This is a genomic window from Stenotrophomonas sp. 01N47, from assembly GCF_056399165.1.
In genome coordinates this window covers 1-26,086 of the sequence record NZ_JBFTQU010000014.1, presented here as the reverse complement: position 1 = coordinate 26,086, position 26,086 = coordinate 1, and the positions used below count along the sequence as shown (strand labels likewise).

At 67.5% G+C, this 26,086-nt stretch carries 20 protein-coding genes and 1 riboswitch; of the genes, 9 read left to right on the top strand and 11 right to left on the bottom strand.

Annotated elements, in window-relative coordinates; genetic code table 11:
• The first annotated feature begins 7 nt into the window (after positions 1–7).
• Positions 8–664: a phosphoglycolate phosphatase gene (gph, locus tag AC1DKR_RS19830; RefSeq protein WP_478034730.1), complete on the top strand. Its 657-nt coding sequence runs from the start codon at positions 8–10 to the stop codon at positions 662–664.
• A 98-nt stretch (positions 665–762) separates the two neighbouring features.
• On the opposite strand, the gene btuB is transcribed toward gph, so the two are convergent.
• Positions 763–2,604, bottom strand: coding sequence for a TonB-dependent vitamin B12 receptor (btuB, locus tag AC1DKR_RS19825; protein ID WP_478034674.1), 1,842 nt, complete (start codon positions 2,602–2,604; stop codon positions 763–765).
• A 117-nt stretch (positions 2,605–2,721) separates the two neighbouring features.
• Positions 2,722–2,942: riboswitch (cobalamin riboswitch) on the bottom strand.
• Positions 2,943–3,118: 176 nt separating this feature from the next.
• Between btuB and AC1DKR_RS19820 the strand changes: the two genes are divergently transcribed.
• Positions 3,119–3,697 carry a histidine phosphatase family protein gene (locus AC1DKR_RS19820; RefSeq protein WP_117309440.1) on the top strand — a complete coding sequence of 193 codons (579 nt, stop codon included), beginning with the start codon at positions 3,119–3,121 and terminating at the stop codon, positions 3,695–3,697.
• Positions 3,698–3,787: 90 nt separating this feature from the next.
• Here the strand turns inward: AC1DKR_RS19820 and AC1DKR_RS19815 are convergent, their stop codons facing one another.
• Positions 3,788–4,150 carry a TfoX/Sxy family protein gene (locus AC1DKR_RS19815; protein ID WP_478034666.1) on the bottom strand — a complete coding sequence of 121 codons (363 nt, stop codon included), beginning with the start codon at positions 4,148–4,150 and terminating at the stop codon, positions 3,788–3,790.
• Positions 4,147–4,629 carry a GAF domain-containing protein gene (locus tag AC1DKR_RS19810; protein ID WP_478034663.1) on the bottom strand — a complete coding sequence of 161 codons (483 nt, stop codon included), beginning with the start codon at positions 4,627–4,629 and terminating at the stop codon, positions 4,147–4,149. Before AC1DKR_RS19810 ends, AC1DKR_RS19815 begins: the two co-directional genes overlap by 4 nt.
• Positions 4,630–4,696: 67 nt before the next feature.
• Between AC1DKR_RS19810 and bioD the strand changes: the two genes are divergently transcribed.
• Entirely contained in the window at positions 4,697–5,389 is a 693-nt protein-coding gene (gene bioD, locus AC1DKR_RS19805) for a dethiobiotin synthase (RefSeq protein WP_478034660.1), read from the top strand.
• A gap of 64 nt (positions 5,390–5,453) precedes the next feature.
• Here the strand turns inward: bioD and AC1DKR_RS19800 are convergent, their stop codons facing one another.
• The 4 genes from AC1DKR_RS19800 to msrB form a co-directional block, all read right to left on the bottom strand.
• Positions 5,454–6,902, bottom strand: a complete 1,449-nt coding sequence (locus AC1DKR_RS19800) for an aminotransferase-like domain-containing protein (protein WP_312112665.1) — start codon at positions 6,900–6,902, stop codon at positions 5,454–5,456.
• A 216-nt stretch (positions 6,903–7,118) separates the two neighbouring features.
• Positions 7,119–7,856, bottom strand: a complete 738-nt coding sequence (gene msrA, locus AC1DKR_RS19795; protein WP_059065885.1) for a peptide-methionine (S)-S-oxide reductase MsrA — start codon at positions 7,854–7,856, stop codon at positions 7,119–7,121.
• 14 nt (positions 7,857–7,870) lie between these two features.
• Positions 7,871–9,634 carry a cytochrome c biogenesis protein DipZ gene (locus AC1DKR_RS19790; RefSeq protein WP_478034658.1) on the bottom strand — a complete coding sequence of 588 codons (1,764 nt, stop codon included), beginning with the start codon at positions 9,632–9,634 and terminating at the stop codon, positions 7,871–7,873.
• Between the two features lie 2 nt (positions 9,635–9,636).
• Complete coding sequence (msrB, locus tag AC1DKR_RS19785; RefSeq protein ID WP_478034655.1) at positions 9,637–10,212, bottom strand: peptide-methionine (R)-S-oxide reductase MsrB; 576 nt, start codon at positions 10,210–10,212, stop codon at positions 9,637–9,639.
• Between the two features lie 144 nt (positions 10,213–10,356).
• On the opposite strand from msrB, the gene AC1DKR_RS19780 reads away from it, so the two are divergent.
• Together AC1DKR_RS19780 and AC1DKR_RS19775 are read left to right on the top strand one after the other, a co-directional pair.
• Complete coding sequence (locus AC1DKR_RS19780) at positions 10,357–11,076, top strand: response regulator transcription factor (protein ID WP_032976390.1); 720 nt, start codon at positions 10,357–10,359, stop codon at positions 11,074–11,076.
• Entirely contained in the window at positions 11,073–12,545 is a 1,473-nt protein-coding gene (locus AC1DKR_RS19775; RefSeq protein WP_049466079.1) for a sensor histidine kinase, read from the top strand. Before AC1DKR_RS19780 ends, AC1DKR_RS19775 begins: the two co-directional genes overlap by 4 nt.
• Here the strand turns inward: AC1DKR_RS19775 and AC1DKR_RS19770 are convergent.
• On the bottom strand, positions 12,542–13,885 hold the full coding sequence (locus AC1DKR_RS19770) for an ATP-binding protein (RefSeq protein WP_099841841.1): 1,344 nt from the start codon (positions 13,883–13,885) through the stop codon (positions 12,542–12,544). The genes AC1DKR_RS19775 and AC1DKR_RS19770 overlap by 4 nt on opposite strands.
• Positions 13,882–14,571: a winged helix-turn-helix domain-containing protein gene (locus AC1DKR_RS19765; RefSeq protein ID WP_025878439.1), complete on the bottom strand. Its 690-nt coding sequence runs from the start codon at positions 14,569–14,571 to the stop codon at positions 13,882–13,884. The genes AC1DKR_RS19770 and AC1DKR_RS19765 overlap by 4 nt, the downstream gene beginning before the upstream one ends.
• A 345-nt stretch (positions 14,572–14,916) precedes the next feature.
• On the opposite strand from AC1DKR_RS19765, the gene asnB reads away from it, so the two are divergent.
• Positions 14,917–16,818 carry an asparagine synthase (glutamine-hydrolyzing) gene (asnB, locus tag AC1DKR_RS19760; RefSeq protein WP_478034650.1) on the top strand — a complete coding sequence of 634 codons (1,902 nt, stop codon included), beginning with the start codon at positions 14,917–14,919 and terminating at the stop codon, positions 16,816–16,818.
• Between the two features lie 590 nt (positions 16,819–17,408).
• Here the strand turns inward: asnB and queD are convergent.
• Positions 17,409–17,771 (bottom strand): 6-carboxytetrahydropterin synthase QueD, encoded by a 363-nt coding sequence (queD, locus tag AC1DKR_RS19755; RefSeq protein ID WP_025878441.1) that lies wholly within the window; start codon positions 17,769–17,771, stop codon positions 17,409–17,411.
• Positions 17,772–17,966: 195 nt separating this feature from the next.
• On the opposite strand from queD, the gene AC1DKR_RS19750 reads away from it, so the two are divergent.
• From AC1DKR_RS19750 to AC1DKR_RS19740, 3 genes are all read left to right on the top strand, one after another.
• Complete coding sequence (locus AC1DKR_RS19750; protein ID WP_336024441.1) at positions 17,967–20,606, top strand: TonB-dependent receptor plug domain-containing protein; 2,640 nt, start codon at positions 17,967–17,969, stop codon at positions 20,604–20,606.
• A gap of 64 nt (positions 20,607–20,670) precedes the next feature.
• Positions 20,671–23,265: a M14 family zinc carboxypeptidase gene (locus AC1DKR_RS19745; RefSeq protein WP_478034648.1), complete on the top strand. Its 2,595-nt coding sequence runs from the start codon at positions 20,671–20,673 to the stop codon at positions 23,263–23,265.
• A 96-nt stretch (positions 23,266–23,361) separates the two neighbouring features.
• Positions 23,362–23,559: a hypothetical protein gene (locus AC1DKR_RS19740; protein ID WP_394198625.1), complete on the top strand. Its 198-nt coding sequence runs from the start codon at positions 23,362–23,364 to the stop codon at positions 23,557–23,559.
• A gap of 238 nt (positions 23,560–23,797) precedes the next feature.
• Here the strand turns inward: AC1DKR_RS19740 and AC1DKR_RS19735 are convergent, their stop codons facing one another.
• Positions 23,798–25,219 (bottom strand): DEAD/DEAH box helicase, encoded by a 1,422-nt coding sequence (locus tag AC1DKR_RS19735; RefSeq protein WP_394198627.1) that lies wholly within the window; start codon positions 25,217–25,219, stop codon positions 23,798–23,800.
• Between the last annotated feature and the right edge of the window lie 867 nt (positions 25,220–26,086).

Below are 26,086 nucleotides of genomic sequence, written 5' to 3'. Positions count from 1 at the left end.
CCGTCCCTTGTCGTATCCCTATCCGCTGGTCGTGTTCGACCTCGATGGCACGCTGGTCGACAGCGCCGCCGATATCGCCGAAGCACTGAACCGCACGCTGGAAGACATCGGCCTGGCGCGCGTACCCGAAGCCACCGTGCTGGGCTGGATCGGCGATGGCGTGCGCCGGCTGGTCGAACAGGCCGTGCAGGCCGCCGGGCGTCAGATCGATCTGGCAGCGGTGATGCCGACCTTCATGGTCCATTACCGCGAATGCCTGCTGCGCAGCCCGCAGCTGTTCGCTGGCGTAGTGGACGCGCTGGCGCAGTTGCGTGCGTTGAAGGTGCCGCTGGCCATCTGCACCAACAAGCCGGCCGCGCTGGTGCCGCCGTTGCTGCAGCACCTGGGTATCGCCGATGCCTTTGCGCTGGTGCTGGGTGGTGATTCGCTGCCGCAGCGCAAGCCCAGTGGTGAGCCGTTGCGGCATATCGCCGCGCACTTCGAAGTGCCCGTCGATGCGTGCCTGATGGTTGGCGATTCGCTCACCGACTATCGTGCTGCCGAGGACGCCGGCATGCCGATCGCGCTGGTGCGCTACGGCTATCCGCGAGGACTGGACCTGGAAAAGGCGCACGCGGTAGCGGTGATTGACGACCTGCGCGAGCTGCCGGGGCTGCAGGGCTGACGCAACGGTAGTGCCGGCCGTTGGCCGGCACCCCGTGACGCGCTGCCGAAGGTCATGATGTTGCCGGCCAGCGGCCGGCACCACCGTGACCGCTGCGGTCACTTCGGCTGGTAACGCACGCTCAGCTGATACTCGCGGCCTGGCTGGTTGAACCACGCCACGGTTTCGTACTCGCGGTCGAACACATTGGCCACCCGCGCCAGCACCGACCATGCCGGGGTCAGTGCGTATTCGGCGCGCAGATCCAGCGCGCCGTAGCCGCCGACCTTCACCGCGTTGGCGGCATCGTCATAGCGCTTGCCCGCGCCCTGCACGGTCAGGCCGGTGCGGAAATCACCGAAACGGCGGTCGATGTCCAGGCGCGCGGTCTGCTGCGCACGGCGGGCCAGCCAGTTGTCGAACTGCGCGCTGCCGTTGGTGCGGTTGCGCGGGTCGGTGAAGCTCAGCTGCGCGTTGATGTCGAAGCCGGCCACGGTGGCGCCGCCGGTCAGTTCGGCACCGCGGATGCGTGCCTTTTCGACCTGCTGCATGCGGAAGGTGGCCGCGTCGTAGGTGATCAGGTCATCGATGCGGGTTTCGTACACGTCCAGGCCCCAGCGCCAGCCCTGGCCCTGCTGCGAGATACCGAGGTTGGCACTCTTGGACTTCTCCGGGTCCAGCGTCGGCACGCCGCTCCACGGGTCATACAGGTCGCTGAAGGTCGGTGCCTTGAACGCGGTGCCATAGCTGGCGTTGACGCGCAGGCCGTGGCCCAGCTCCATCGCCCAGCCGAGGCTGCCGGTGGCGTGGTTGCCGAACTGCTGGTTGTCATCATTGCGTGCGCTGGCCTGCAGCTGGTGACGGCCGAAGCGCGCCTGGTACTGCAGGAATACGCCGGTGTTGCGGCGGCTGTCGACCAGGTAACCGGCGCTGCTGCCATCCAGGTTGTCCTCGCTCCAGTCCACGCCGGCGCTGAGCAGCTGGCCTTCGGCAATACCGATGTCGGCCTGCAGCGAAGCGCTGTCGCGGTGCGTCTGTGCGCTGCCGCGTGCACCGAAATCACCGAAGTTGTCGGACTCGTTGTCGCTGCGGCCGACGTTGGCGGTCAGCGTCAACTGCTCGGACGGGGTGTAGCGCACCTTGCCGGCCAGCACCTGCTGGCGGGTCTCGGAGTAGTTGTAGTAGCCGTCGTAGTGGTTCTTGCCGTCGGCACGCAGGGCGCTGCCTTCCACGGTCCACTGGTCGCTCAGGTTGTAACCACCGCGCAGGCTCTTGGACAGGTTGCGGTAGCCATCGCGGTCGGGTTCATCGGCAAAGCAGCCGGTGAACAGCGTAGCCGAACCGCGGCAGGCATCGATGCCGTCCGAATGCTGGTAGGCGATGTCGGCGCCGAACCAGCCGCGTTCGGTGCCGCCACCGATGCCGCCGCTGGCTTCACGCAGGCCATTGCTGCCGCCGCCCAGCTGGAAGTGCGGAGCGAAATCGCCCTGGTTGCGGCGGGTGAAAATCTGGATCACACCGCCGATGGCGTCGGCACCGTACAGGCTGGACTGCGGGCCGCGCACGATTTCCACGCGCTCGATCTGTGCCAGCGGCAGATCCTGGTACATCGCCAGGCCAAGGTCGGCGCTGTTGATGCGCACGCCATCGACCAGCACCACGGTGTGCGAGGAATTGGTGCCACGCAGGAACAGCGAGCTCTGCTTGCCCAGGCCACCGGCGTTGGTCAGGTTGATGCCGGCGCGGCCCTGCAGCAGTTCCTGCAGGGAGGTGGCCTGGCTGGATTCGATCTGCGCGCGGTCGATCACCTGCGCAGGCGCAATGCTGTCCTGCAGGGCGATCGGAGTACGGGTAGCGGTGACCAGCACCTGGTCGAGGTCGGCGGCGCCATCATCGGCCAGGGCCAATGCAGGAAGCGCGGCCAGCACGGCCAGGGACAGCATTCGGGACTGCAGTTTCATCGGGGGACTCCAGGTGCCGCGCACGCCCGCGCAGCGAAGGGGAGGAGTCACGACAGGCAGGCACGCGCCGATGCCGCGGCCATCGCCGCGGACAACCAGCGCCATGCCCACCGCATCGCGACCTGAGGCTTCCGGGCCGGTCTCCGGGCTCGCCGCCGGGTGGCCCGAGGCCACCGTCCAGGCGCCTTCCCATGCCTGCGGCACAGTGGCGGGTTGCCTGGAACTGACGTGCTTACCGTTGCGGGGGCAGCGCCGGCATGGCGTGTTGTCACGCGTCACCGGCTTCCCGTTTCAACCTGCCGGCAGGGCCGCAGGTCACCTGGAAGTGCGCGCAGTCTACGGCATCGCGGCCGGCCCGTAGCGTCGAACCTGCACGACTGAGCAGGCGCGGATGCACCTGCACGGTGCAGCAGACCTGCGCCAGCGCCTAGAATGCAGTTCGAATTATCGTGGTGCCGTTGCCGATGTCCGTCTGTTTTCCGCTGTTCCCGCGCCGCCCTGACTGGGCACGCGCATGATCCTCGACCTGGTCCGCCATGCCGGCAACGGTCGTGATGAGTTCCTCGATGGCCGCAGCGATCCGCCGCAGCTGGCCCGCCTGCCGCAGGAACTGGTCGATGCCTATGCCGGACAATCGTGGGAACGGGTGATCAGTTCGCCGCGCCTGCGCTCGTTGCATACGGCGATGGCATTGGCCACACCGCGCGCGCTGGACGTGGAGGCGGACGAGGAGTGGGAAGAGCTGGATTTCGGCGACTGGGACGGCCAATCGTTGTTCGACCTGCCGGAAGAGGCGTTGGCCGCGTTCCACGCAGATCCGCACGCATTCCCGCCGCCGCATGGCGAGAGCTGGGGCCACTTCGAACGGCGCATCGCACGCGCGCTGGATCGACTGCTGGATGACGACGACCCTCCGCCGACGGTCGTGGTCAGCCACGGCGGCCCGCTGCGCATGGTGCTGTCGCAGGTGTGTGGTCTGCCGATGTCGCTGTGCTGGGCGCTGCGCATCGACCACGGCACGCGCCTGCGCGTGTGGGTCGAGCGCGGTGAAGCGGGGCTGGTGGGCGAGCTGCTGGAGCTGCAGCAGCCCTGATCGGACGGTAGTGCCGGCCGCTGGCCGGCAACTGCACGATCTTCGCAACGTTCCTGAGCTTGCCGGCCAGCGGCCGGCACTACCAAACAGTCAATCCTCGCCGGCGCTTTCGGCCGTGCTTTCTTCGCCATCATCCTCGGCGTCGAAGCGCTGCTCATGCACCGGGCCCGATGCTGGGCCTGCCGCCTTCAACGGATGCACTGCGATACGTGCTTCGTAGTCCTGCACCAGCGCTGTGCGCTGCGGTTCGCTCAGTTCCTGCCAGTGGCAGTCCAGCAGCGCACCTTCCAGCGAATACAGCAGGTTGAGGCTGGGCTTGAAGCCGGCACGCTTGACCTTGACGAAGGCACCGACTGCACCGATCGCGACCAGGTCCTCGCGGCTGCGCAGGCCTACCTGGCGCAGCCATGCCGCACTCTTCGGGCCGATGTTGCGCAGCTTGACCGCGCTCACGCCAACGCCCCGACGAACACCTCGGCGATGGCTTCCAGGCCGGCCTGGTCCTCGGCATCGAAGCGGCCGACGACCGGGCTGTCGATATCGAACACGCCGATCAGCTCCTCACCGCGGAGCAACGGCACCACCAGTTCCGAGCGCGATGCGGCATCGCAGGCGATATGGCCGGGGAAGGCGTCCACGTCTTCGATCCGCTGGGTGACGCGCTGGCTGGCGGCCGCACCGCACACGCCCTTGTCCAGCGGAATGCGCACGCAGGCCGGCAGGCCCTGGAACGGACCGACCACAAGTTCCTTGCCGTCGTACAGGTAGAAGCCCACCCAGTTCAGGTCGGTCAGGGCGTGGTAGACCAGTGCAGCGAGGTTGGCCGCATTGGCGATGCGGTCGGACTCGCCGTAGACCAGGCCACGGGCCTGTTCCAGCAGCTGGGCGTATTGTTCCGGCTTGCTGCCGGTGAGCGAGGCGTTGGCGAACATGGCCGCAGTCTAGCAAGCGTGCCGGGCCAGCGATAATGGGGGCTCTGTTGCCCTGCTGGAGCCTGTGATGTCCCTCCCTGCCACGTTGCCGACGGCCCTGTTCGTCACCGGTACCGATACCGAGATCGGCAAGACCGCCACCAGTACCGCGCTGCTGCACGCGCTGCGCCGGCGCGGCCTGCGCGCGGTGGGCATGAAGCCGGTGGCCAGCGGCAGCCACGACGCGGGGCAGGGGCTGCGCAACGACGACGCGCTGGCACTGCAGGCCGCCAGCCTGCCGATGCCGGACTATGCCGATCTGAACCCCTACGCATTGCGCCAGCCGTTGGCGCCCGAGCTGGCGGTCGCAGAAGATGGCGTGCGCATCGAACTGTCCCCGATCCTGGCGGCCTTCGAACGCCTGCGCGCACAGGCCGACGTGGTGGTGGTCGAGGGCGTGGGCGGCTGGCTGGCGCCGTTGTCGGCGCAGCTGGACCAGCTTGACCTGGTACGTGCGCTGCGGCTGCCGGTGGTGCTGGTGGTCGGCATGCGCCTGGGCTGCGTCAACCACGCGCGGTTGACCGCACACTCGCTGCAGGCCAGTGGCGTGGAGTGCCTGGGCTGGATCGGCAACCACATCGATCCTTCGATGCAGCGCCAGGATGAGAATTTCGCGACCTTGCAGCAGCGCCTGCCGATGCCCTGCTGGGGCCGGATGCCGTATCTGCCGGGCGCCGATGGTGAAGCGTTGAGCGCGCACCTGCACGACGACCACGGGTAGTGCCGGCCGCTGGCCGGCAACTGCACGCACTCACTACCTCGAGGTCGCCGGCCGCTGGCCGGCACTACCGTGTTGCCGCCACCAGCTCCCGTGCGATCGCACCCAACCGTTCCACCGCAGCGATGAAGCGCGCGTCCAGGGTCTGGCAGCACGACAACCGCAGGCAATGCCGGTAGCGCGCACCGCGCGAATACACCTGGCCCGGCATGAACACGATGTCCTCTGCCAGCGCGCGCTCGAACAGCTCCCGGGTGTCCACGCCAGGCAACTCCAGCCACAGCAGGAACCCTCCCTGCGGCTCGGTGGCGCAGGTGCCGGCCGGAAAATGTTCGGCCACCAGCTGCCGCAGGCGACCGACCTGTTCGCGGTACAACCGGCGCATGCGATGCAGGTGGTGCTCGTAGCTGCCGGCTTCCAGGTAGGCCGCCACCGCATCACCGAGCAGCTGCGGTTCGCCGCCGGTGGACTGGAATTTGAGCAGCGCGATGCGTTCGGCGAAGCGGCCGCCATCGAGCCAGCCGATGCGGTAGTCCGGTGCCAGTGTCTTCGAAAAGCCACCGACCACCATCACCCAACCGTTGCGGTCGAACGCTTTCAGCAAGGGCGCCGGTGGCTCGCTGAACTGCAGTTCCGCATACACCGCGTCTTCGATCAGCGGCAACTCGCGTGCATTGACCAGTTCGGCCAAGCGCTGCTTGTCGGCGATCGGCATCGTGCAGCCCAGCGGGTTGTGCACGGTCGGCATCACTACCAGCGCCGCAAGAGGGGTGTGCTGCAGCAGCGCTTCCAGCGCATCCACGTCCAGGCCGCGCTGCGGATGGGTGGGCAGTTCGATCGGCTGCAGGCCCAGCGTGGTCAGCAGGGGATACAGGTTGAAGTACGAGGGTGCTTCGATGCCGACCGCATCGCCGGGCTGGGTGACCGCGCGCAGTGCCAGTTGCAGTGCTTCCATCGCACCATGGGTCAGCAGCAGGCGTTCGGGGTGGGTATGCAGGCCCATCCGCGGGCCACGCCGCACGATCTGCGCCAGCAAGCGTGGCGAACCATTGGGGCGGGCGTAGGTTTCCACGGTCTGCTGGCCATGGCGCAGTACCTGCGCGGTGTGCCGGGCCAGCTGCGCACCCGGGTAGAACTGGCGCCCACGCGGGCCGGCAAAGGCGAGGTCGATCACGCCGGGGCGCCGCTGCGCTTCCAGCACCCGCGCCATCAGCACCTGCTGCAGCGGGGCGGTGGGCGCGGACGGCGCATCACGTAGCGAGCGCTGCGGAACCGACAGTCGCGGCGCCACTTCGAAGCCCGCCTTCGGCCGCGGAATGACCAGACCGGCGTCTTCCAGCTGACGGTAGGCCGCGATCACGGTGTTCAGGCTGAGCTGGCGCTGCGATGCCATCTGCCGCAGCGACGGCAACCGGCTGCCGACCGGCAGGCGCCCGCCGTGGATGGCTTCAGCCAGCTCGTCCGACAGCCGCTGGTAGCGGGGTGGGATCATCGTGGTGGTGTCTTCTGTATCCATCGACTCGACCCGCATCTGGTTCTGTACCCATGATGCCGACGAGCCTAGCATGTCGTTGTCGGCCGGGCCTGATCGGGGCCGGGTCGATACTTCCCAAGCGCACGGCCCTGTGGCCGTGCGTCTTTTTTCATGCCTTGGTGGTGCCGGCCGCTGGCCGGAAATCCCCGGCTGCGGAAGGGTGCGGTTGCCGGCCGGCGGCCGGCACTACCCGGGGTGTCACCGCATCGGCACCAACGCGGGATCGCGGCGGTACAGCGCCGGGAACTGCTTGCCCAGCGCGGTCAGCTTGGGCGCGTCGTAGTAGCGGATGTACGCGGCCTGCGGGTAGTTGCTCATGTAGTTCTGGTGGTAACTCTCGGCCGGGTAGAAGCGCTGGCCGCTGCTCACCTGGGTCACGATCGGCGCGCGGTAGCTCCCCGCCTGGCCGAGCTGGCCGATGTACGCACGGCTTGCTGCCTGCTGGCGCGCGTCTTCGACGAAGATCGCCGAGCGGTACTGGCTGCCATGATCGGGCCCCTGGCGGTTGAGCTGGGTCGGGTCGTGCACCACCGAGAAGAACACCTGCATCAACTGTCCATAGCTGACCTGGCGCGGGTCGTAGTCCACCTTCACCGCTTCGGCGTGGCCGGTGCGGCCACCGCTGACGCGTTCATAGCGGGCGTCGGCGGCACTGCCTCCGATGTAACCGGACACCGCGTTGCTCACCCCTTTGACGTGCTGGAACACGCCCTGCACGCCCCAGAAACAACCGCCGGCGAAGACCACGCTGGCGTGGCTGGCGTCATCGCGGAACGCCGCATCACCGCTGGGCGCAGGCAGGGCCTGCAGCTGTGCGGTGGGCTCGGCCGGGGCGGCGATCGCGCTGTGGTCCACCAGCAGCACACCCGCGACCAGCGCGGTGGCGACCAGGCCGGCGACGCCGGCGGCAATGCCCTGTTCGAAGGAGAGTTTCATCGTGTGCTCCCGGTTCAACCGAAGGTGAAGGCGTAGGCCCGCACGCCTGCGTCGAGGAATTCGATCTCGAAACGATGCGGACCGATCGTGCCGCGCTGGCGGATCAGCTGGTACAGGCGGTGCTCGTTGACGGTGCCGGTGCCATCGGCGGCCACGTCGGCGCCGGCATCGGCCGCAGGCAGTGGCTTGCCATCGAGCAGCACGCGGAAGCGCACCGGCTTGCCGTCCTCGCCCGGTGCCAGCACCAGATGCAGGTCGCGGGCGTGGAACTGGAACGCGATGCGGCCGCCGGCCTGCTGCAGTTGTGCAGCCTCATCGTTAACCCGCCACTGTCCGGACAGGCCCCATTGGTTCAGCGCCAGGGTGGACGGCAGCGTGTAGCCGAATGCTGCGTCGGCGCGCTGCCCGCCCGGCGAGGCGAACTGCTCGGCACGTGCGTGGCCCAGGTAGGTTTCCGGCGAGCGCAGGTTGCCCATGTCGGCCTGCGTGGCCACGCCCTGCAGGTCAGCCGCGGCCGGATCAGCAGGCGGCGGCAGCTCGGTCTGCCCGGCTTCCACCAGCAGGCGGCGGATCACCTGTTCGGAGTGCGCGTAGTTGCCCTCGCCGAACTGATGCCCGCGGATGTTGCCCTGCGCATCGACGAAGTAGTGCGCCGGCCAGTAGCGGTTGTTGAACGCGCGCCAGATCGCATACTGGTTGTCGAGTGCGACCGGGTACTCGACCTTCAGCTGCTGCACGGCCTTCACCACGTTGCGCGGGTCGCGCTCGAACGCGAATTCCGGGGTGTGCACGCCGATCACCACCAGGCCATGGTTGCGGTAGCGCTGCGCCCACTCGTGCACGAACGGCATCGCACGCAGGCAGTTGATGCAGGAATAGGTCCAGAAGTCGATCAGCACGACCTTGCCATGCAGCTGCTCGCGGCTCAGCGGCGGGCTGTTGAGCCACCCGGTGGCGCCGTCCAGCGTGGGTAGCGTTCCTTCCACCGGCAGCGGCGCGCCTGCCTGGCCGGCTGCCATCATCATCATCGGTGGTGCTGCCGGCTGCGTGCCGGGCACGGCATCGAGCAGGCCCTGTTCGATGCGTGCGGTACTGACCGCGGACAGGCGGGTCAGCAGGCCGGTGTCCCAGCCCAGGCCGATCGCCACAACCGCCAGCAACGCGGCCACGCCCAGCACCCGGCGCACCACATTACCCAGGCCGAGCCGGGCCTGCAGTGCGCGGAACACACGGCCGCCCACCCACACCGCCAGCGCCAGCGCGGTGACGGCGCCCAGCGCGTAGGCCAGCAACAGCGAACTGGTGCCGACACTGGCGCCGTTCAGGGCGGCACCGGTCAGCACCAGACCGAGAATCGGACCGGCGCAGGGGGCCCACAGCAGGCCAGTGGCGATGCCGATCAGCAGCGAGGTCCAGGCGCCGCCACGGCCAGCCGCATCCGCGGCGTCGGCACGTGCGCTCAGGCGCGCGCCGATGCGCTGGAACGGCGCCAGCAGGTGGTCGGCCAGGGTCGGCCACAGCAGCGCGATGGCGAACACCGCCATCAGTACCAATGCCACCCAGCGGCCGACCTGGTTGGCCTGCGCCACCCACTGGCTGCCGACCGCCGCCAGACTGGCGACCACGGTGAAGGTCAGTGCCATGCCCAGCAGCAGCGGCAGGGTGCTGCGCAGGAAAGGACGATCAGCGCGTGCGAACACGAACGGCAGCACCGGCAGGATGCACGGGCTGAGCAGGGTCAGCACGCCGCCGAGATAGGCAAGCAGCAACAGCAGCATCATCAGGCTCCAGAAGCAGGGGAAGAACCGACCGGCACGCGCCAGCCGCCAGCGGCGTTCTGATGCGCAGTCCCGGGCATGAACGCCATCGCGGCGCCGTTCATGCAGTAGCGCAGTCCGGTCGGCCGCGGGCCGTCGTTGAACACATGGCCGAGATGGCCGCCACAGCGGCGGCAATGTGCTTCCACCCGCAACATGCCGAAGGTGGTGTCACGGTCCTCGCCGATGGCGTTGTGCAGCGGCGCCCAGAAGCTGGGCCAGCCGGTGTGGCTTTCGAACTTGGTGGACGAAGAGAACAGCGGCAACGCACAGCCGACACAGGCGAACGTGCCCTGCCGATGTTCCTTGTTCAGCGGGCTGCTCCAGGGGCGCTCGGTGGCCTGCTGGCGCAGCACGGCGTACTGCGCCGGGCTCAGCAGCCGGCGCCACTCGGCATCGCTGCGGACCACCTCGAACTGTCGCGAAGGCCGTGCCTCGGCAACGGCTGGCGCCGCGCGGCTGCACGCGCCCAAGCCCAGCAGGCCGGCGGCGGTGACAGCACCGCCCAGGCCCAGCAGATGGCGGCGGGTGAGGGTCATGGTGGACTCCGGGAAGGGGCGACGGGGCCATGCTGCGCCCCCTCCGGTCAACGAATCCTCACGCAGGATTCAATTTTTCGTGAGGTATCCACGCCGCTCCCGCGCCACAATGCCGGCAGCCTCCCCACTGGCCCGAAGCTGCCGATGTCCGCCAAACGTGTCCTGATCGTTGAAGACGATGCCCATATCGCCGACCTGCTGCGCATGCACCTGGGTGATGAGGGCTATGAAGTCGCACACGCCGCCAGCGGCGATGCCGGCCTGCGCCTGATCGAACAGGAAGGTCCGTGGGATGCACTGGTACTGGACGTGATGCTGCCGGGCGTGGACGGTCTGCAGGTCTGCCAGCGCGCACGGGCGATGGCGCGCTACGTTCCGATCATCATCATCAGTGCGCGTGGCAGTGAAACCCAGCGCATCGTCGGCCTGGAACTGGGCGCGGACGACTACCTGGCCAAGCCGTTCTCGATGCCGGAGCTGGTGGCGCGCGTGCGTGCGCTGCTGCGCCGCGCCGAGGCGATGGCACAGAACGCGCGCATCGATGCCGGGGCGATCGAACTCGGGGGGCTGCGGCTGGACCCGGTCGCCCGTACTGCCGCCGTCGATGGCAATGCACTGGAACTGACCCCGCGTGAGTTCGAACTGCTGCTGTTCTTTGCCCGCCACCCGGACCAGGTGTTTGCGCGGATGGAACTGCTCAACCAGGTCTGGGGCTACCAGCACGACGGTTACGAGCACACGGTCAACACCCACATCAACCGCCTGCGCAGCAAGATCGAGACCGACCCGGGCAACCCGCGGCGCCTGCTGACGGTGTGGGGGCGCGGTTACAAACTGGTCGACCCGGCCGGGGCGGCCACATGATCAAGCCGAACCTGTGGCAGAAACTGGCGCTGGTGATGTCGGCGCTGATGCTGACGTGCTGCATGGCGCTGCTGGCCTGGCAGATGCGCACCAATACCCGGCATGAGCAGGAAGTGGTGCAGCGCCTGTCGCTTGGGTTGGCCGAGCACATCGCCCAGCGCAGCGAGCTGATGGACACCAGCGGCATGCGCGATGCGGCGGTGCGCGCATTGTTCGGCCAGCTGATGGCGGTCAACCCCAGTGTCGAGGTGTACCTGCTGGATGAGCAGGGTCGCATCCTCGGCCACGATGCGCCCAGCGGCCACCTGGTGCGCAGCCGGGTGGACGTGGCACCGCTGCGGCGCCTGCTGTCCGGTGCACCGCTGCCGATCCTCGGTGACGATCCCCGCAGTGCCGATGGCCGCAAGGTGTTCAGTGTCGCGCCGCTGGTGGTGCAGGGGCGGCAGGCGGGTTACGTATACGTGGTGCTGGTGGGCGAACACCGGCAGATGCTGGCCGACGATCTGGCCGCCGGCAGCCAATGGCACACCACGCTGTGGTCGGTGCTGCTGATCGGCGGGCTGGGCCTGCTTGCCGGCCTGGTGGCCTTCTACTGGGTGACCCGGCCCCTGCGCCAGGTCACCCGGCGCATACAGGCCTTCGACATCGACGCACCGACGCCACTGCCAGCGCCGGTACCGCTGCGCGCGGGCGAGCGCGATGAACTGAAGATCCTCGAACATGCCCATTCGCAGATGGCGCAACGGCTGGGCGAGCAGTGGCAGCAGCTTCGCCAGCAGGACCTGCAGCGCCGCGAACTGGTGGCCAACATCTCGCACGACCTGCGCACGCCGTTGTCCTCGCTGCACGGTTACCTGGAAACGCTGGCGCTGAAAGAAGCCACGCTGTCGCCGCAGGAGCGTCGTCGCTATCTCGGTATCGCGCTGGCGCAGAGCGCCAAGGTCGGCCGTCTGGCCCGGGCACTGTTCGAACTGGCGCGGCTGGAGCACGGTGAAGTGCGGCTGGAGTGGGAAGTGTTCGCGCTGCCGGAACTGCTGCAGGACGTACTGCAGAAGTTCGAGCTGGCCGCGCAGGCACGTGGGCAGCGCCTGCACGCTGATTTCCCGCCGGGCCTGCCGCTGGTGCGCGCCGACCTGGGTCTTGTGGAGCGCGTGCTGACCAATCTGCTGGACAACGCGCTGCGGCATGCGCCGGACGGGGGCCGCGTGCAGGTGCAGCTGTCGGCGCTGCCCGACAGTGTGCAGGTGGCGGTGCAGGACGATGGTCCCGGAGTGCCGCCAGCGCTGCGTGGGCAACTGTTCCAGGCGCCGGCGGCACTGGGCGCGCGGCGTGGCGAAAACGGCGGGCTCGGCCTGCTGATCGTGCAGCGCATCGTGCAGTTGCATGGCCGCCGTATCGAACTGCGCGACAGCGAACAGGGCGCGCTGTTCGTGTTCGCCTTGCCGCGTGCCGATGCCGAGGCGAACTAGACGTTGTCTGCCGGTGGCGGAACACCGCTTTCCATCGGCAGCAGCAGCCGGATGCAGGCACCGCCGAGCACCGAATCGGCCACTTCCACGTGGCCGCGGTGCTTGTCCGCCACCACCTGCACCAGCGCCAGGCCCAGCCCGAAGCCCGGGCTGGCCAGGTCCAGCCGCACGTAGGGCTGCAGCACCTGGCTGCGCAGTTCGACGGCGATGCCGGGCCCGTCGTCCTCCACCTGCAGGCATAGCCATCCCTCGTTGAGCGTGCTGACGATGCGGATCTGCCGGCGCGCATAGCGCAGCGCGTTGCCCAGCAGATTGCGCAGCGCCAGTTCCAGCATGTGCCGGTTGACGTTGACCAGCCCTGCCGGTGACAGGTCCTGCTGCACCGGTATCGTCAGTGGTGCGAACTGCTCGACCACACCGCGTACCAGCGCGGCCAGTTGCAGGCGCTGGCGGGTGACCTGATGGCAGCGGCCGAGCGCGGCGTACTCGACACCCGCATCGGTCAGGTGCTGCAACCGGTCGATGTCGATGCGCAGGCCGGACAGCGCATCGCGCTGGGCGTCGTCCAGTCCGGTGTCTTCCAGGTCGGCCAGGCCGAAGCGCATGCGTGCCAGCGGTGTGCGTACTTCGTGCGCCACCGCCTGGGCCAGCACGCGCTGGCTGTCCAGCAGCAGCTGCAGCTGTTCGGCCATGTGGTTGAACGCCTTGGCCAATGGCCGCACCAGCGCGGTACCGGCGCGTGGCGCCCGGCTGTCGAGCTGGCCATCGCGCATCCGTCGTGCGGTCTGCGCCAGCTGCGAGACATCGCGCCACAACCGGTAGACCATCACGTACATCGGCAATGCCACCGCCACCATCAGGATCAGCAGGATGATGGCCACGCCGGACGCTTCGCTGTCCTGCCAGCCTTCTTCGGGCAGGGCCTGGTCCAGCGGCCCCAGGATCAGCGCACTGCTGCTGTTGCCGACGCGCTGCAGGCTGCGCATGCTGTCCAGCTCGATCTGCACGTGTCCGTTGAGCAAGCCCTTGCGCTGTTTCGCCGGCAGTATCGCGGCAGCCTCGGTCAGCGGCATCAGCTGCAGCGGATAGGCGAAATCGCTGTCCAACTGTTGTGCCAGGGCTGGCCATTGCGCCGGCGGCGTTTCGGCGAAGCGATGTTGCAGCATGGCGTGCGGGCCGCGCATTTCCGCCTGCAGGCTGGCCTCGGTGCGGTCTTCCAGCAGCGCATCCCAGGCCCACAGCCCGAGCACGATCAGCAGCAGATGGGCGGTGAGGAAACCGATGCCGTAGCGCAGGAAGTGGAAGGCATGGCCACGCATGGCCGACGACGGATGCTTCATCCCCATGCCGATCGGCTGAACAGGTAACCACGGCCGCGCACGGTCTTGATACGCTCGGGCTGTTCCGGGTTGTCGCCGAGCTTGCGCCGCAGGCGCGAGATGCGTGCGTCGATCGAGCGGTCCAGGCCATCGAAGGCGATGCCGCGCAGGCCACGCAGCAGCGCATCGCGGTCGAGGATCTGGCCCGCGTTGCCGGCCAGCAGGAACAGCAGGTCGAACTCGGCAGTGGTCAGCTCCAGCAGGCGGCCCTGCAGGTGCACGTTGCGTGTGGACGGGTCGATGCTCAATTCACCGAAACGCAGGGCGCCATCGCGTGGCTCGACCCGGCGGTGGCGGCGCAGGTGGGCGCGCAGCCGCGCCAGCAGCACCCGTGGTTCGATCGGCTTGCCGATGTAATCGTCGGCGCCCAGTTCCAGCCCCAGCACCTGGTCGATGTTGTCGGTACGGGCGCTCAGCACGCAGATGATCCCGTCATAGTGGGGCCGGATCTGCCGACACACTTCGAAACCATCCTGGCCCGGCAGGCCGATGTCGAGCAGGACCAGCGCCGGCTTCTCGCTGAGGATCCGGGCGATCGCGCGCTGGCCGCAGCGTTCGTGGGCGACCTGGTAACCGTGGCGCTTCAGGTAGTCGCTGACCATCGTGCCCAGCCGAGCGTCGTCTTCAACCAGTACGATATCCAGCATCTACAAGGCCTCCGGGGTGCTTCCGTACCGCCGTGGCACGAGCGCGGCGATGCTATCCCAGCTGTCGGGCCGCTCGGGTCCAGGGAGCGGGCGCCATTCAGCCGGGGTTGCTGGCGCACGGGCCGGGCCTCAGGCCGGGCAACGACTTGGCTGCACGGTAGCAATCGCGTTGTTACAAAACGTTACGTAAGCCGCGCCTGCGGTGACGGTCGCTGACAGCGCTACGACTGACGTGGCGCTCGGCGGGGCCGAGCATGGCAGCTCTCCCCATCCGCGTGCCGCCCTCATGCCGTCCGCCTCCTGTCCCGCGCTTTTCCTTGATTGCCCTTGCCATGGAGGCCAGCGATGAGCGGCGTGGTCGGGGCCTGGCTGCCGCCTGCCGATGATGAGCAGTTGCTGCAGCAGCTGGCGCCGATGCTGCGGGCGCTGCAGCAGCGCGGCCGTGGTCGCATCGGGTACTGGACCGATGCCGACGCAGGGCTGGCCCTCGGTCATTGCCGTGCGCCGACCGCCATGCCGTTGCAGCCGCTCAGCTCCAGCTGCGGGCGCTACGTGCTGTGCCTGGATGGCCGCATCTACAACCGGGCGGCCCTGCAGTCGCAGCTGCGCGACCTGCCACGCAGCTGCACCGATGCACGCCTGTTGCTGCAGGCCATCGTCGAGTGGGGCGTGCAGCGTGCGCTGTCGCGCATCGAAGGGGCATTTGCGTTCAGCGTCTGGGACCGCCACGCGCACGAGCTCTGGCTGGCGCGCGACCCGGTCGGCGAACGGCCGCTGTATTACGGCTGGTACCAGGGCCAGTTCCTGTTTGCCTCGGAGTTGAAGGCGCTGCAGGCCTTTGCCGGATTCGCTCCCAGCATCGACCAGGATGCATTGAGCCTGCTGCTGCGCCATGACTATGTGCCGGCGCCGCACACCATCTATCGCGGCATCCACAAGCTGGTGGCCGGGGCGATGCTGCGCGTGGACCTCAACGATCATGCCGCCGGCGGATCAACGCAGGCCACGCAGGGCGGCCTGCGCTACTGGTGCGCGCGCGATGCGATGCAATCCGCGCTGCAGCAGCCGTTGCAGCCGGCGCCCAGCTTGGAGCAGGCCACCGACCAGTTGGAGGTGGTGCTGCAGCAGGCGATCGCCACGCGCATGCATTCACCCGTGGCCTGCGGTGCGTTCCTGTCCGGTGGCACCGATTCGTCGCTGGTGGTGGCGATGATGCAGGCCCAGTCGGCGTTGCCGGTAGAAGCATGGACGGTAGGTTTCGACGACCCCGGTCACGACGAGAGCGACTGGGCCTCGCAGGTGGCCCGCCACCTGGGCGTGCATCACCACCTGCACAGGATGGACAGCCGGCAGGGCCTGGATCTGCTGCAGCGCTTGCCGCAGGTCTGGTGCGAACCGTTCGCCGATGCCTCGCAGCTGCCCACCCTGCTGGCCAGCGAGCTGCTCGGCGCGCGCAAGCCGGTGGCGTTGACCGGCGACGGCGGCGACGAGCTGTTCTTCGGCCACCCCAGCTATGGCCGCGCACTGCGCAATGCGCGCCTGTGCGGTGGCCTGCCGGACTGGGTACGTGATCTTGCACGGCGTGGCAGCAGCCGCTTGAACGTCGAGCGTGGTCGGCTTGGCGGTTGGCGGGCACTGGTGGCCGAGGTGGCCGCCAACGACGTGGAGGGGCATTACCTGCAGCGCGTCACCCGCTGGCGGCAGCCGACCCAGGTGGTACTGGGCGCACGCGAGCCAGCGACGATCTTCCAGCAGCAGGACACCGCACTGCCGGCAGAAGCGCGCATCCAGCTGCTGGATTTCCGCATGGACCTGGCCGAGGGGATTCTTGCCAAGGTTGACCGTGCCGGCATGGCGGCCGGCGTGGAGACGCGCTCGCCGTTGCTGGACATGGAGGTCATACGCCTGGCCTGGCGCCTGCCGCAGCACCTGAAGTACCACGACGGTGAGCACAAGCGGATCCTCAAGCATCTGCTGGCGCGCTATCTGCCCGCGCCGCTGGTCTATCGCCCCAAGCGCGGTTTCGGCCCACCGATGGCACGCTGGCTGGCCGGCCCGCTGCGCGACTGGGCGGAAGCCTTGCTCGACCCGCAGCTGCTGCGCAACCAGGGGTGCTTCGATGCAGTACGCGTGCGCGCGATCTGGGAGGCGTTCCTGCGCGGCGAGCGCAAATGGCATACGCACCTGTGGAACGTGTTGATGTTCCAGGCGTGGTACCAGCACTGGCACGGCAACCGCGGGCGCTGAGCGCTCCTTGCGTGGCCGATCGATTCTGCGCGGCACATCTGCGCGGCGCAGGGCGGAGGCCCTTGCGTGCGAATGTCCTCCGGCGCCGGCCTGCGGCCACCGCCTCCCCCTTTACTTCGCACGCAAGGGCCTCCGCCCTGCGTGGGGAGATCTTCGGTGGCCTCAGGAAAGCAGCGATCTGCGCATCTGGTGCCGCAAGCCGAGCCTCGTCGGGGCAGGTAGGGGTCTGGGCAAAGTAAAGGAGGAGGTGGCGGCCAACGGCCGGCGCCGGGGGACATTTGCCCAAACCCCTACCTGCCCCGGCGGGGCCCATCAGTTCGCAGAGCTTCCAGACGAAGGAGCGCTCTGGAATCCAGACGCCAGGCAAAAAAAGACCCGGCAGAGGGAGGGATCTGCCGGGTCCGGATTGCATGGGGGGAGGGACCCATGCAATGAGCGTGGGCGTCGCGCCGGTGGCTGTTGCCTGCCAGTCGCATCCGCCGTGCATTTGTATTGATGCAATGCAGCATACGCCGATCATGCGGCAATGCAACAAAAATCACGAAGGCACCGTCTCCGGCGCCTTGAGGCCTTTCAGATCAATGGGTTGATCAGGCGGCAGGGCCGCGGTAACGGCAGCCCGAGGTGCAGGTTTCGTGCACGGTGATCTCGCTCAATGCCGGCAGGGTGGGCTTGAGCTCGTTCCAGATCCACACGGCCAGATTCTCGCTGGTCGGGTTCTCCAGGCCGGGGATGTCATTGAGGTAATGGTGGTCCAGGCGGTCGTAGATCGGCTGGAAAGCCGCCTTCACGTCACCGAAATCCATGATCCAGCCGGTCTGCGCGCCCGGCTCGCCCTCGACTTTCAGTTCCACCCGGAAGGAGTGGCCGTGCAGGCGCGCGCACTTGTGCCCCGGCGGCACGTTGGGGAGGCGGTGCGCCGCCTCGAGCATGAAGACTTTGAAGATTTCCATGGCGCGATTGTACGCCGCGGGCGGCCGATCAGCCCGGCTTTGCGTTGCCTTCCTGTGAAGAAATTCTTTCCATCCGGATGAAGAGATGATAGTTTCTCTTATATCCGTATGAAGAGATGTTATTGGCCGCACCCCGGCCAGGCATGGATTACTGCGGAACTTACCTCGTCCTTCCACTACCTCCCCCACATCGTCATGCCCCAGCACACTCTGCTCGTGGCGGCCCTGGCCGTCGCTCTGGCCGCGCCTTTGTCTGCCGCCGCCGAAACCCCCGCCGACGCCAGCGGCGAAGCCAGCACCCTGGCTGCCGTGCGCGTCACCGGTTCCAACATCAAACGCGCCGATACCGAAGCCTCCAACCCGGTGCAGGTGATCGGCCGCCAGCAGCTGGAACAGACCGGCAAGGCCACCGTGGCCGATGTGCTGCGTTCGATCTCGGCCAACACCGGCAATGCCAGCAACGAGACCACCAACAACGGTTGGGCCTCGGGCTCGGCCGGCATCGGCCTGCGCGGTCTTTCGCAGAAGAACACGCTGGTGCTGCTCAACGGCCGCCGCCTGGCCAACTACGGCTTCCCGGCCGGCGGCCTGTCGGACACCTTCGTCGATCTCAACGCGCTGCCGCTGGTGGCCGTCGAACGCATCGAAGTGCTCAAGGACGGTGCATCGGCGGTGTACGGCAGCGATGCGGTGGCCGGCGTGGTCAACATCATCACCCGGCAGAACTTCGAAGGCGCCGAGATCGGCGGCAGCTTCGGCGGCGCCGACCAGGGCGGCCTGCACGAGCAGAACCTGAAGTTCGTTGGTGGCCTGGGCGACATCGACAAGGACGGCTACAACATCCTCTTCAGCCTGCAGGCCTACAACCGTGAGCGACTGGACCAGGACGAGCGCAACCTGACCAAGAGCGGTATCTACAGCGACCAGCCCGGCGGCCGCTGGAACGGCTGGTCGGCCAAGGGCGCACGCTATCTGGTCAATGGCACCTCCGTGCCGATGCTCGATGCCAACGGCAACTGCCCCACCGGCACCACCCGCGTGGCCAGCGCGCCGATCGACGGTCTGGCCGGTGATACCTGCGGCTTCAACCAGGCCCCGTACACCACCCTGATTCCGTCCACCAAGCGCTACCAGGCCTACGCCAACGGCACGTTCCGCCTCGGCGACAACGTCGAAGCGTTCGGCGAAGTGCTGTACAGCCAGATCAAGAGTGCTGCCTGGTTCGGCAGCAGCCCGTTCTTCACCCTGGAAAGCGGTCGCTTCGCGCTGAACGCGCAGACCGGCCTGGCCGAGCCGGTGTCGTCCAACCTGCCGGCCAGCAACCCGTACAACCCGTACGGCCGCGCGATCCCCATCGAATACACCTTCTTCGACCTCGGCGGCACCATCAAGACCAACCGGTCCACCGCCTATCGCGGTGTGTTCGGGCTGCGTGGCAACACCGAGAAGTGGGACTGGGAAGTGGCCGCGTTCGGCGCGCGCAGCAGCGAGCGCGAAACCGTCTCCGGCGGCTTCGCCAACCGCTGGGCACTGGCCAATGCACTGGCCACCGGCAGCTACAACCTGCTGAACCCGGCCGCGACGCCGCAGTCGGTGCGCGATTCGATCAACATCGCCACCCTGCGTCCGGCCGAGTCGGTGCTGCAGGGCATCGATGCGAAGATCTCCGGCAGTCTCGGCCACACCTGGGCCGGCGACATCGGTTTCGCCGCCGGTGCCGAATGGCGCCGCGAGAAGCTTGATTCGAACAACCCGTGGCAGATCGATGCCGGCCTGCAGGTGCGCCCGGCAATCGCCGAAGTGCATGGCGAGCGCAAGGTCAGCGCCGCCTACGCCGAGGTCAACGTGCCGCTGGCCTCGACCCTGGAACTGTCCGCCGCCGCCCGCGCCGATCATTACGATGATTTCGGCGACGCGTTCTCACCCAAGCTCGGCCTGCGCTGGCAGCCGCTGGATTTCCTGCTGGTGCGTGCCTCGGCGTCGAAGGGCTTCCGTGCCCCGTCGCTGTCGGAGAACTCCAACAGCACCAGCATCGCCTACGGCAGCGTGGTCGACCCGCGTGATCCGGACGTGCCGGGCTCGCGGCAGAACCCGACCTTCTTCACCGTCGGCAACAGCGACCTGAAGCCGGAGCGCACCAAGAGCGTGAACTTCGGCGTGGTGCTGTCGCCGTGGGCGAACACCAACCTGAGCATCGACTACTACCGTATCCAGCTGGACAACCTGGTCGGTACCAACAACACCCAGACCCTGGTCAACGACAACGTCGCCGGTGCCGTGCAGCGCGATGAGCGCGGCAAGCTGCAGGCGGTCTACAACCGCTACCAGAACCTGAGCGAGCTGAAGACCTCGGGCATCGACGTCGAGCTGCGCCAGCGCATCCCGACCACCGCCTTCGGTGACTTCACCGTGACCTCGGCCTACACCCACGTGCGCGACTACCGGCGCCCGACCGTGGTCGGTGGCCCGCTGGTGGACTATGCCGGCAGCAACCTCGGCGCCACCCTGCCGAAGAACAAGGCCACCACCACCCTGGACTGGAAGTACAGCGACTACACCGCCGCGGTGACCTGGTACTACACCAGTGGCTACGACCAGAAGGCCAGCACCGCTGCAGCTGCGGTGCAGAGCCGCGTCGACGCCTACAACCAGTTCGATCTCTACCTGGGCTACACCGGCATCGAGAACCTGACCGTGTACGCCAAGGTGCAGAACCTGGGTGACAAGACGCCGCCGTACGACGCCTCGTTCCCGGGCATCCGCGCGCCGTACGACTTCAGCCAGTACGACCTGCGTGGCCGCTACTTCACGCTGGGCTTCGACTACCGCTTCTGATCCACCCGCCGCGGCCGGCCACCCTGTGTGGCCGGCCGTGTTGCCATGTTCCAGGGGAGTCACCGTGTCCTTCCACCGCCGTGCCGTTTTCCCGTTGTTGCTCGCCGTCGCCACCGCCGTATCGTTGCCGCCTGCGGTACATGCGCAGAGCGCCTATTTCTTCCCGCAGACCACCGATGCCGCGACATTCGATACCGCCATTCCCACGCCGGAGCAGTTCCTCGGCTATCCGATCGGCAGCCGCTACACCCGCCATGACCAGCTGGTCGCTTACTTCCAGGAGCTGGCCAAGCACTCGGACAAGATCAGCGTGCGCGAGATCGGCCGCAGCTATGAGGGCCGACCGCTGCTGATCGCCACGGTCACTGCTGCAGGCAACCACGCGCGGCTGGAACAGATCCGCCAGCAGCACGCGACCCTGGCCGACCCGGCGCAGCCGCGCAGCGCTGCCGGTGACAGCCCGGTGGTGGTGTGGCTGGGCTACAGCGTGCACGGCAACGAGACTTCCAGTGGCGAAGCGGCGATGCTGACCGCCTACTACCTGGTGGCCAACCGCAGCGCGGAAACGCAGCAGTGGCTGCAGCAGGCAGTGGTGCTGTTCGACCCGGCGCAGAATCCCGACGGCCGCGATCGCGCCGCCAACTGGCACAACGCCTGGGCGTCCGATCCGGCCTCGGCCGATCCGGCCGACAAGGAACACGTCGAACCGTTCCCGCAGGGCCGTACCAACCACTACTTCACCGATCTCAACCGCGATTGGCTGGCACTGACGCAGCAGGATTCGCAGCCGAAGGTGGCGCAGTTCCACCAGTGGTACCCGAACGTGCAGATCGACTTCCACGAGATGGGCAAGGACAGCACGTACTACTTCGAGCCATCGCCGAAGAGCATGCATAGTCCGTTGATCCCGGCAGCGTCGTACGAGTTCAACAAGACCCTGGCCAAGTACCACGCCCAGGCGCTCGATGCGCTGGGTTCTCTGTACTACACCGGTGAGAATTTCGACAATTTCTCGCCCGTGTACGGCTCGACCTATCCGGATTTCCACGGCGCGGTCGGCGTCACCGTGGAGCAGGCCAGCTCGCGCGGTCGCGTGCAGGAATCGGTGAATGGCCTGCTGACGTTCCCGTTCACCATCCGCAACCAGGTTGCCACCGGCTTGGGCACGGTGCGCGGTGCGGTGACCGAGCGCAGCGCCCTGTTCGATCTGCAGAAGAGTTTCTTCCAGAGCGCGCTGAAGCAGGCCGCACAACAGCCGGTGAAGAGCTTCGTGTTCGGCGACGCGCATGATCCGGCATTGACCCGACGCCTGCTGGAACTGCTGTTGCTGCACAGGATTGAAGTGCATGCACTGGACCGCGCCGTCAGCGTAGATGGCCAGCGTTTCGAAGCGGGCAGCGCCTACGTGGTGCCGGTGCAGCAGGCGCAGTTCCGCCTGGTCCATTCGATCTTCGCCGAGACCCCGCCGATCAAGGGCGACGTGTTCTACGGCAGCACCAGCTACGCGATCGCCCCTGCCTACGGCGTGGCCTTTGCCGGCAGCCGCAGCCGCATCGATGGCGGCGCCCGCGTAGTCGAGGTTCCCGCAGTACAGGGCGGGGTGATTGGCGGTGAGGCGGGCTTTGCCTACGTGATCGACTGGCGCGACTACAACGCGGGCCGCGCACTGGCGGGCCTGCAGGCCAAGGGCTTGTCCACGCGTGCCACCTTCCAGCCGTTCACCGCCAGCACTGCGCAGGGAGACGTGGCCTTTGCCGGCGGCAGCATCGTGGTACCGGTGGCCGGGCAGCCGCTGCAGGGCGCGGCGTTGCAGGAGGCGGTCGCCGCCGCCGCGCGCGTCGCTGGCGTGCAGGTGCATGCGCTGTCCAGTGGCCGCAGCCGCGATGGCATCGATCTTGGCAGTGATGGCGTCAAGGCACTGCGCAAGCCCTCCGTCGCGCTGGTGATGGGCGAGGGCGTGGCCGCCACCGAAATCGGTTCGGCCTGGTTCCTGCTCGACCAGCAGCTGCGCCTGCCGGCCAGCAAGTTGGACCCGCAGCAGCTGGGCAAGGTATCGCTGGATCGCTACACCACGATCGTGCTGTCCGGCGGCACCTATACGGGCATCGACGCGACCGCGGTAGCGGCATTGAAGCGCTGGATCCAGGCCGGCGGGTCGCTGGTCACCTATGGCAGCGCATCGAAGTGGGCGATCGAACAGAAACTTGCCGACGGCGAGAAGCTGGGCAAGGACGAGGAAGCAACAGACACCGCGCGCCGCGCCTTCGGTGACCAGCGCGATATCGCCGCGATCGAGCGTGTCAGCGGCAACATCCTCAGTGCCGACGTCGACCCCAGCCATCCCCTGGCGTTCGGCGTGCCGCGCCGGCAACTGGCGATCAACAAGGAGAACACGGTCATCCTGCAGCCGAGCACGAACGGGTTTTCCACGGTGGTGCGGATCGACGACACGCCGCGCGTGAACGGGTATCTGTCCGAGCGCAACCGCAGTCGCGTGGCTGGCAGTGCGTGGCTGCTGGTGTCGGCGCAGGGGCAGGGCAATGTGATCCTGTTTGCTGATGATCCGGCGCATCGCAAGTACTGGCATGGCACTGATCGGATGCTGATCAACGCGATCTTCTTCGGGAATCTGGTGAATCCGGCGAAAGCGCGGGGTTGAGGCATTACGCGCTTCGATTGATGCGTGTGGGGGAGGCCGGGCGGGCTGCGCAGGACACGCCGTAAACCCGTCCCTGGGGGCTCGATGGCGCCATCCATGGCGCCAACGGTCCTGCGCACCCCGCCCGGCCTCCCCTCGATGGTTTCCCGCGGGCGCGGACGCATCAAACCCAAGGCGGGAGCAAGGGCGAAAGCAAAAGCAAAGGCTGCAATTCCGGCTTTTGCTTTTGTCTTTGAATTTGATCCTTCTTCTCCTGGCTACCCGGCGGTACAAGAAGGCGCTGGTGATGATTGAAGCGGATGGGCGTAGGGGCAGCGCAAAACCGTGAGGCGCATGGATGCGCCGATCGAGCCCCCATGGATGGGTTTACGGCGTGTTTTGCGCTGCCCCTACGCCCATCCGCCCTCGACGCAACCCACCGCCAGCTTTCAAACCATCCGGTAGCCCGCAACAAAAAAGGGACGACGCGTAAGCGTCGTCCCCCGATAAGCAGCCCCCGCGCAGCGGGAGACGCCATCCCTGTCAGCTGGGATCAGCTGGCGCGACCGCCACCGCCACCCTGGCCGCGGCCACGACCGCCACCCGTATTGGCACCGCCACCGCGACGCTGGCCCTGACCGGCACCTGCGCCTGCGCGCTGCTGGCCGTTGCCACCGCCTTCGCGGCGGCCACCGCCGGCCTTCTTAGGGCCTGCATGGGCATGACGCGGCGCATCGCCGTGCGGACGGCGCGCATGGGTCTTGCGCGGCACGCGCTCGCCGGTATCGGCCTCGGCCTTGCCCGGAGCACTGTTGCCCCAGCGGATCGGCGTCTGCAGCTCGAAGCCCGGCACATCGCGGATGTCCATGTCGCGGCCGAGCAGGCGCACGATCGCGCGCAGCAGCTTCACTTCATCCTGCGCAACCAGCGAAATGGCTTCGCCGGTTGCACCGTTGCGGCCGGTACGGCCAATGCGGTGCACGTAGTCTTCGGCCACCATCGGCAGATCGAAGTTGATCACCTTCGGCAGCTCGTTGATGTCGATGCCGCGCGCGGCGATGTCGGTGGCCACCAGCACGGTGACACGGCCAGCCTTGAAGTCGCCGAGCGCACGCAGGCGCTGGCCCTGGCTCTTGTTGCCGTGGATCGCCGCGGTCTTGATGCCGGACTTTTCCAGGAACGCAGCCAGCTTGTCGCTGCCATGCTTGGTGCGGGCAAAGACCAGGGTCTGCTCGCGGCTGTCCTGCGCCAACAGGTGCAGCAGCAGGTCGCGCTTGCGGCTGGCATCGACCGGATGCACCTTGTGGGTGATGGTCTCGGCCACGGTGTTCTTCGGCGTGACCTGGATCTGTTCCGGGTTGCGCATGAACTCCAGCGCCAACTGCCGGATGTTGTCCTCGAAGGTGGCCGAGAACAGCAGGGTCTGGCGGTTCTGCTTGGGCAGCTTGGCCAGGATGCGCTTGATCGAGGGCAGGAAGCCCATGTCCAGCATGCGGTCGGCTTCGTCCAGCACCAGCAGTTCAATGCCGGACAGGTCGATGCTGCGACGCTCCAGGTGGTCGATCAGGCGGCCCGGGCACGCCACCAGCAGGTCCACGCCGCGACGCAGGATGTCCAGCTGGTTGCCCATGCCGACACCGCCGTAGATGCAGGCGCTGGGGATGCGCAGGTACTTGCTGTAACCGCGCAGGCTGTCATGCACCTGGGTGGCCAGTTCGCGGGTCGGTGCCAGGATCAGCGCGCGCGGCTTGCGCGGGCCGGTGCGCACTTCCTGCGAAGCGGTGCCCAGGTGCTGCAGCAGCGGCAGGCCGAACGCGGCGGTCTTGCCGGTGCCGGTCTGTGCGCCGGCCAGCAGGTCGCGACCGGCCAGCACCAGCGGGATCGCCTGCTGCTGGATCGGGGTCGGGGTTTCGTAGCCCTGCTCGGCGAGCGCACGCAGCAGGAAGGGCGCAAGGCCCAGGGATTCAAAAGACATCGAGATTGCTCCAAGTACAGTTAACGCCTGTCCGAACGGACAGACGGGGGCAGATCAAACTGATCGGCTGACTCGGAGCGTTCCCGTGAACCGCGCTGCGAGAATTGGGTGCAGCCGGCGCGAAGCGCAGGCTGGAATGCGTGACGAACGGCGTCGGAGTGGGGGCGGGCGATGGGGCGAACCCCGGTCGCCGGCGATCCCGGAGGGAAACGGACGGCCGCTGCAGACCCACATAGTCTAGCGGAAGGATGAGACCTGACGCAAAACAGGCTGTTCAGGTTGGGGGGTCGGCAGGGCTGCGCCCTGCACCCGCCGAATCGACGGCAATGGCAACAGCAACAGCAACAGCAACAGCGGGCATACCGTGGGATGGCGGGGTGGGTCCGGTTGCAGGGGCCGCTGCAAGTACGTCCATGTAAGCTCGGTCGCGGCATCCATGCCGCGGACACCCCCGCAACCGGACCCACCCCGCCTTCGACAGGTTTCCGCGATCTGTCGGAATGGCATGGCCTGCTCCTGGTGGGTGTCGACCTTGGTCGACACGTAGATCCACGCCACGCGTGGATGCTCTTCGTTCAATTGTCGAAATATTCGACTTCGAATGAGATCCATCCACGCATGGCGTGGATCTACCGGAACAAATCCAACCGTCACCGGGAACCTGTCGAAGGCGGGGCGGTGTCGGATTGCGGGGTGTCCGCGGCATGGATGCCGCGGCCAAGCCCCCAAGGATGGGTTTACGGCGTCCCCCGCAACCGGACCCACCCCGCCATCCCACGGTATGCCCGCTGTTGCTGTTGCTGTTGCTGTTGCTGTTGCTGTTGCTGTTGCTGTTGCTGTTGCTGTTGCCATTGCCGTCGATTCGGC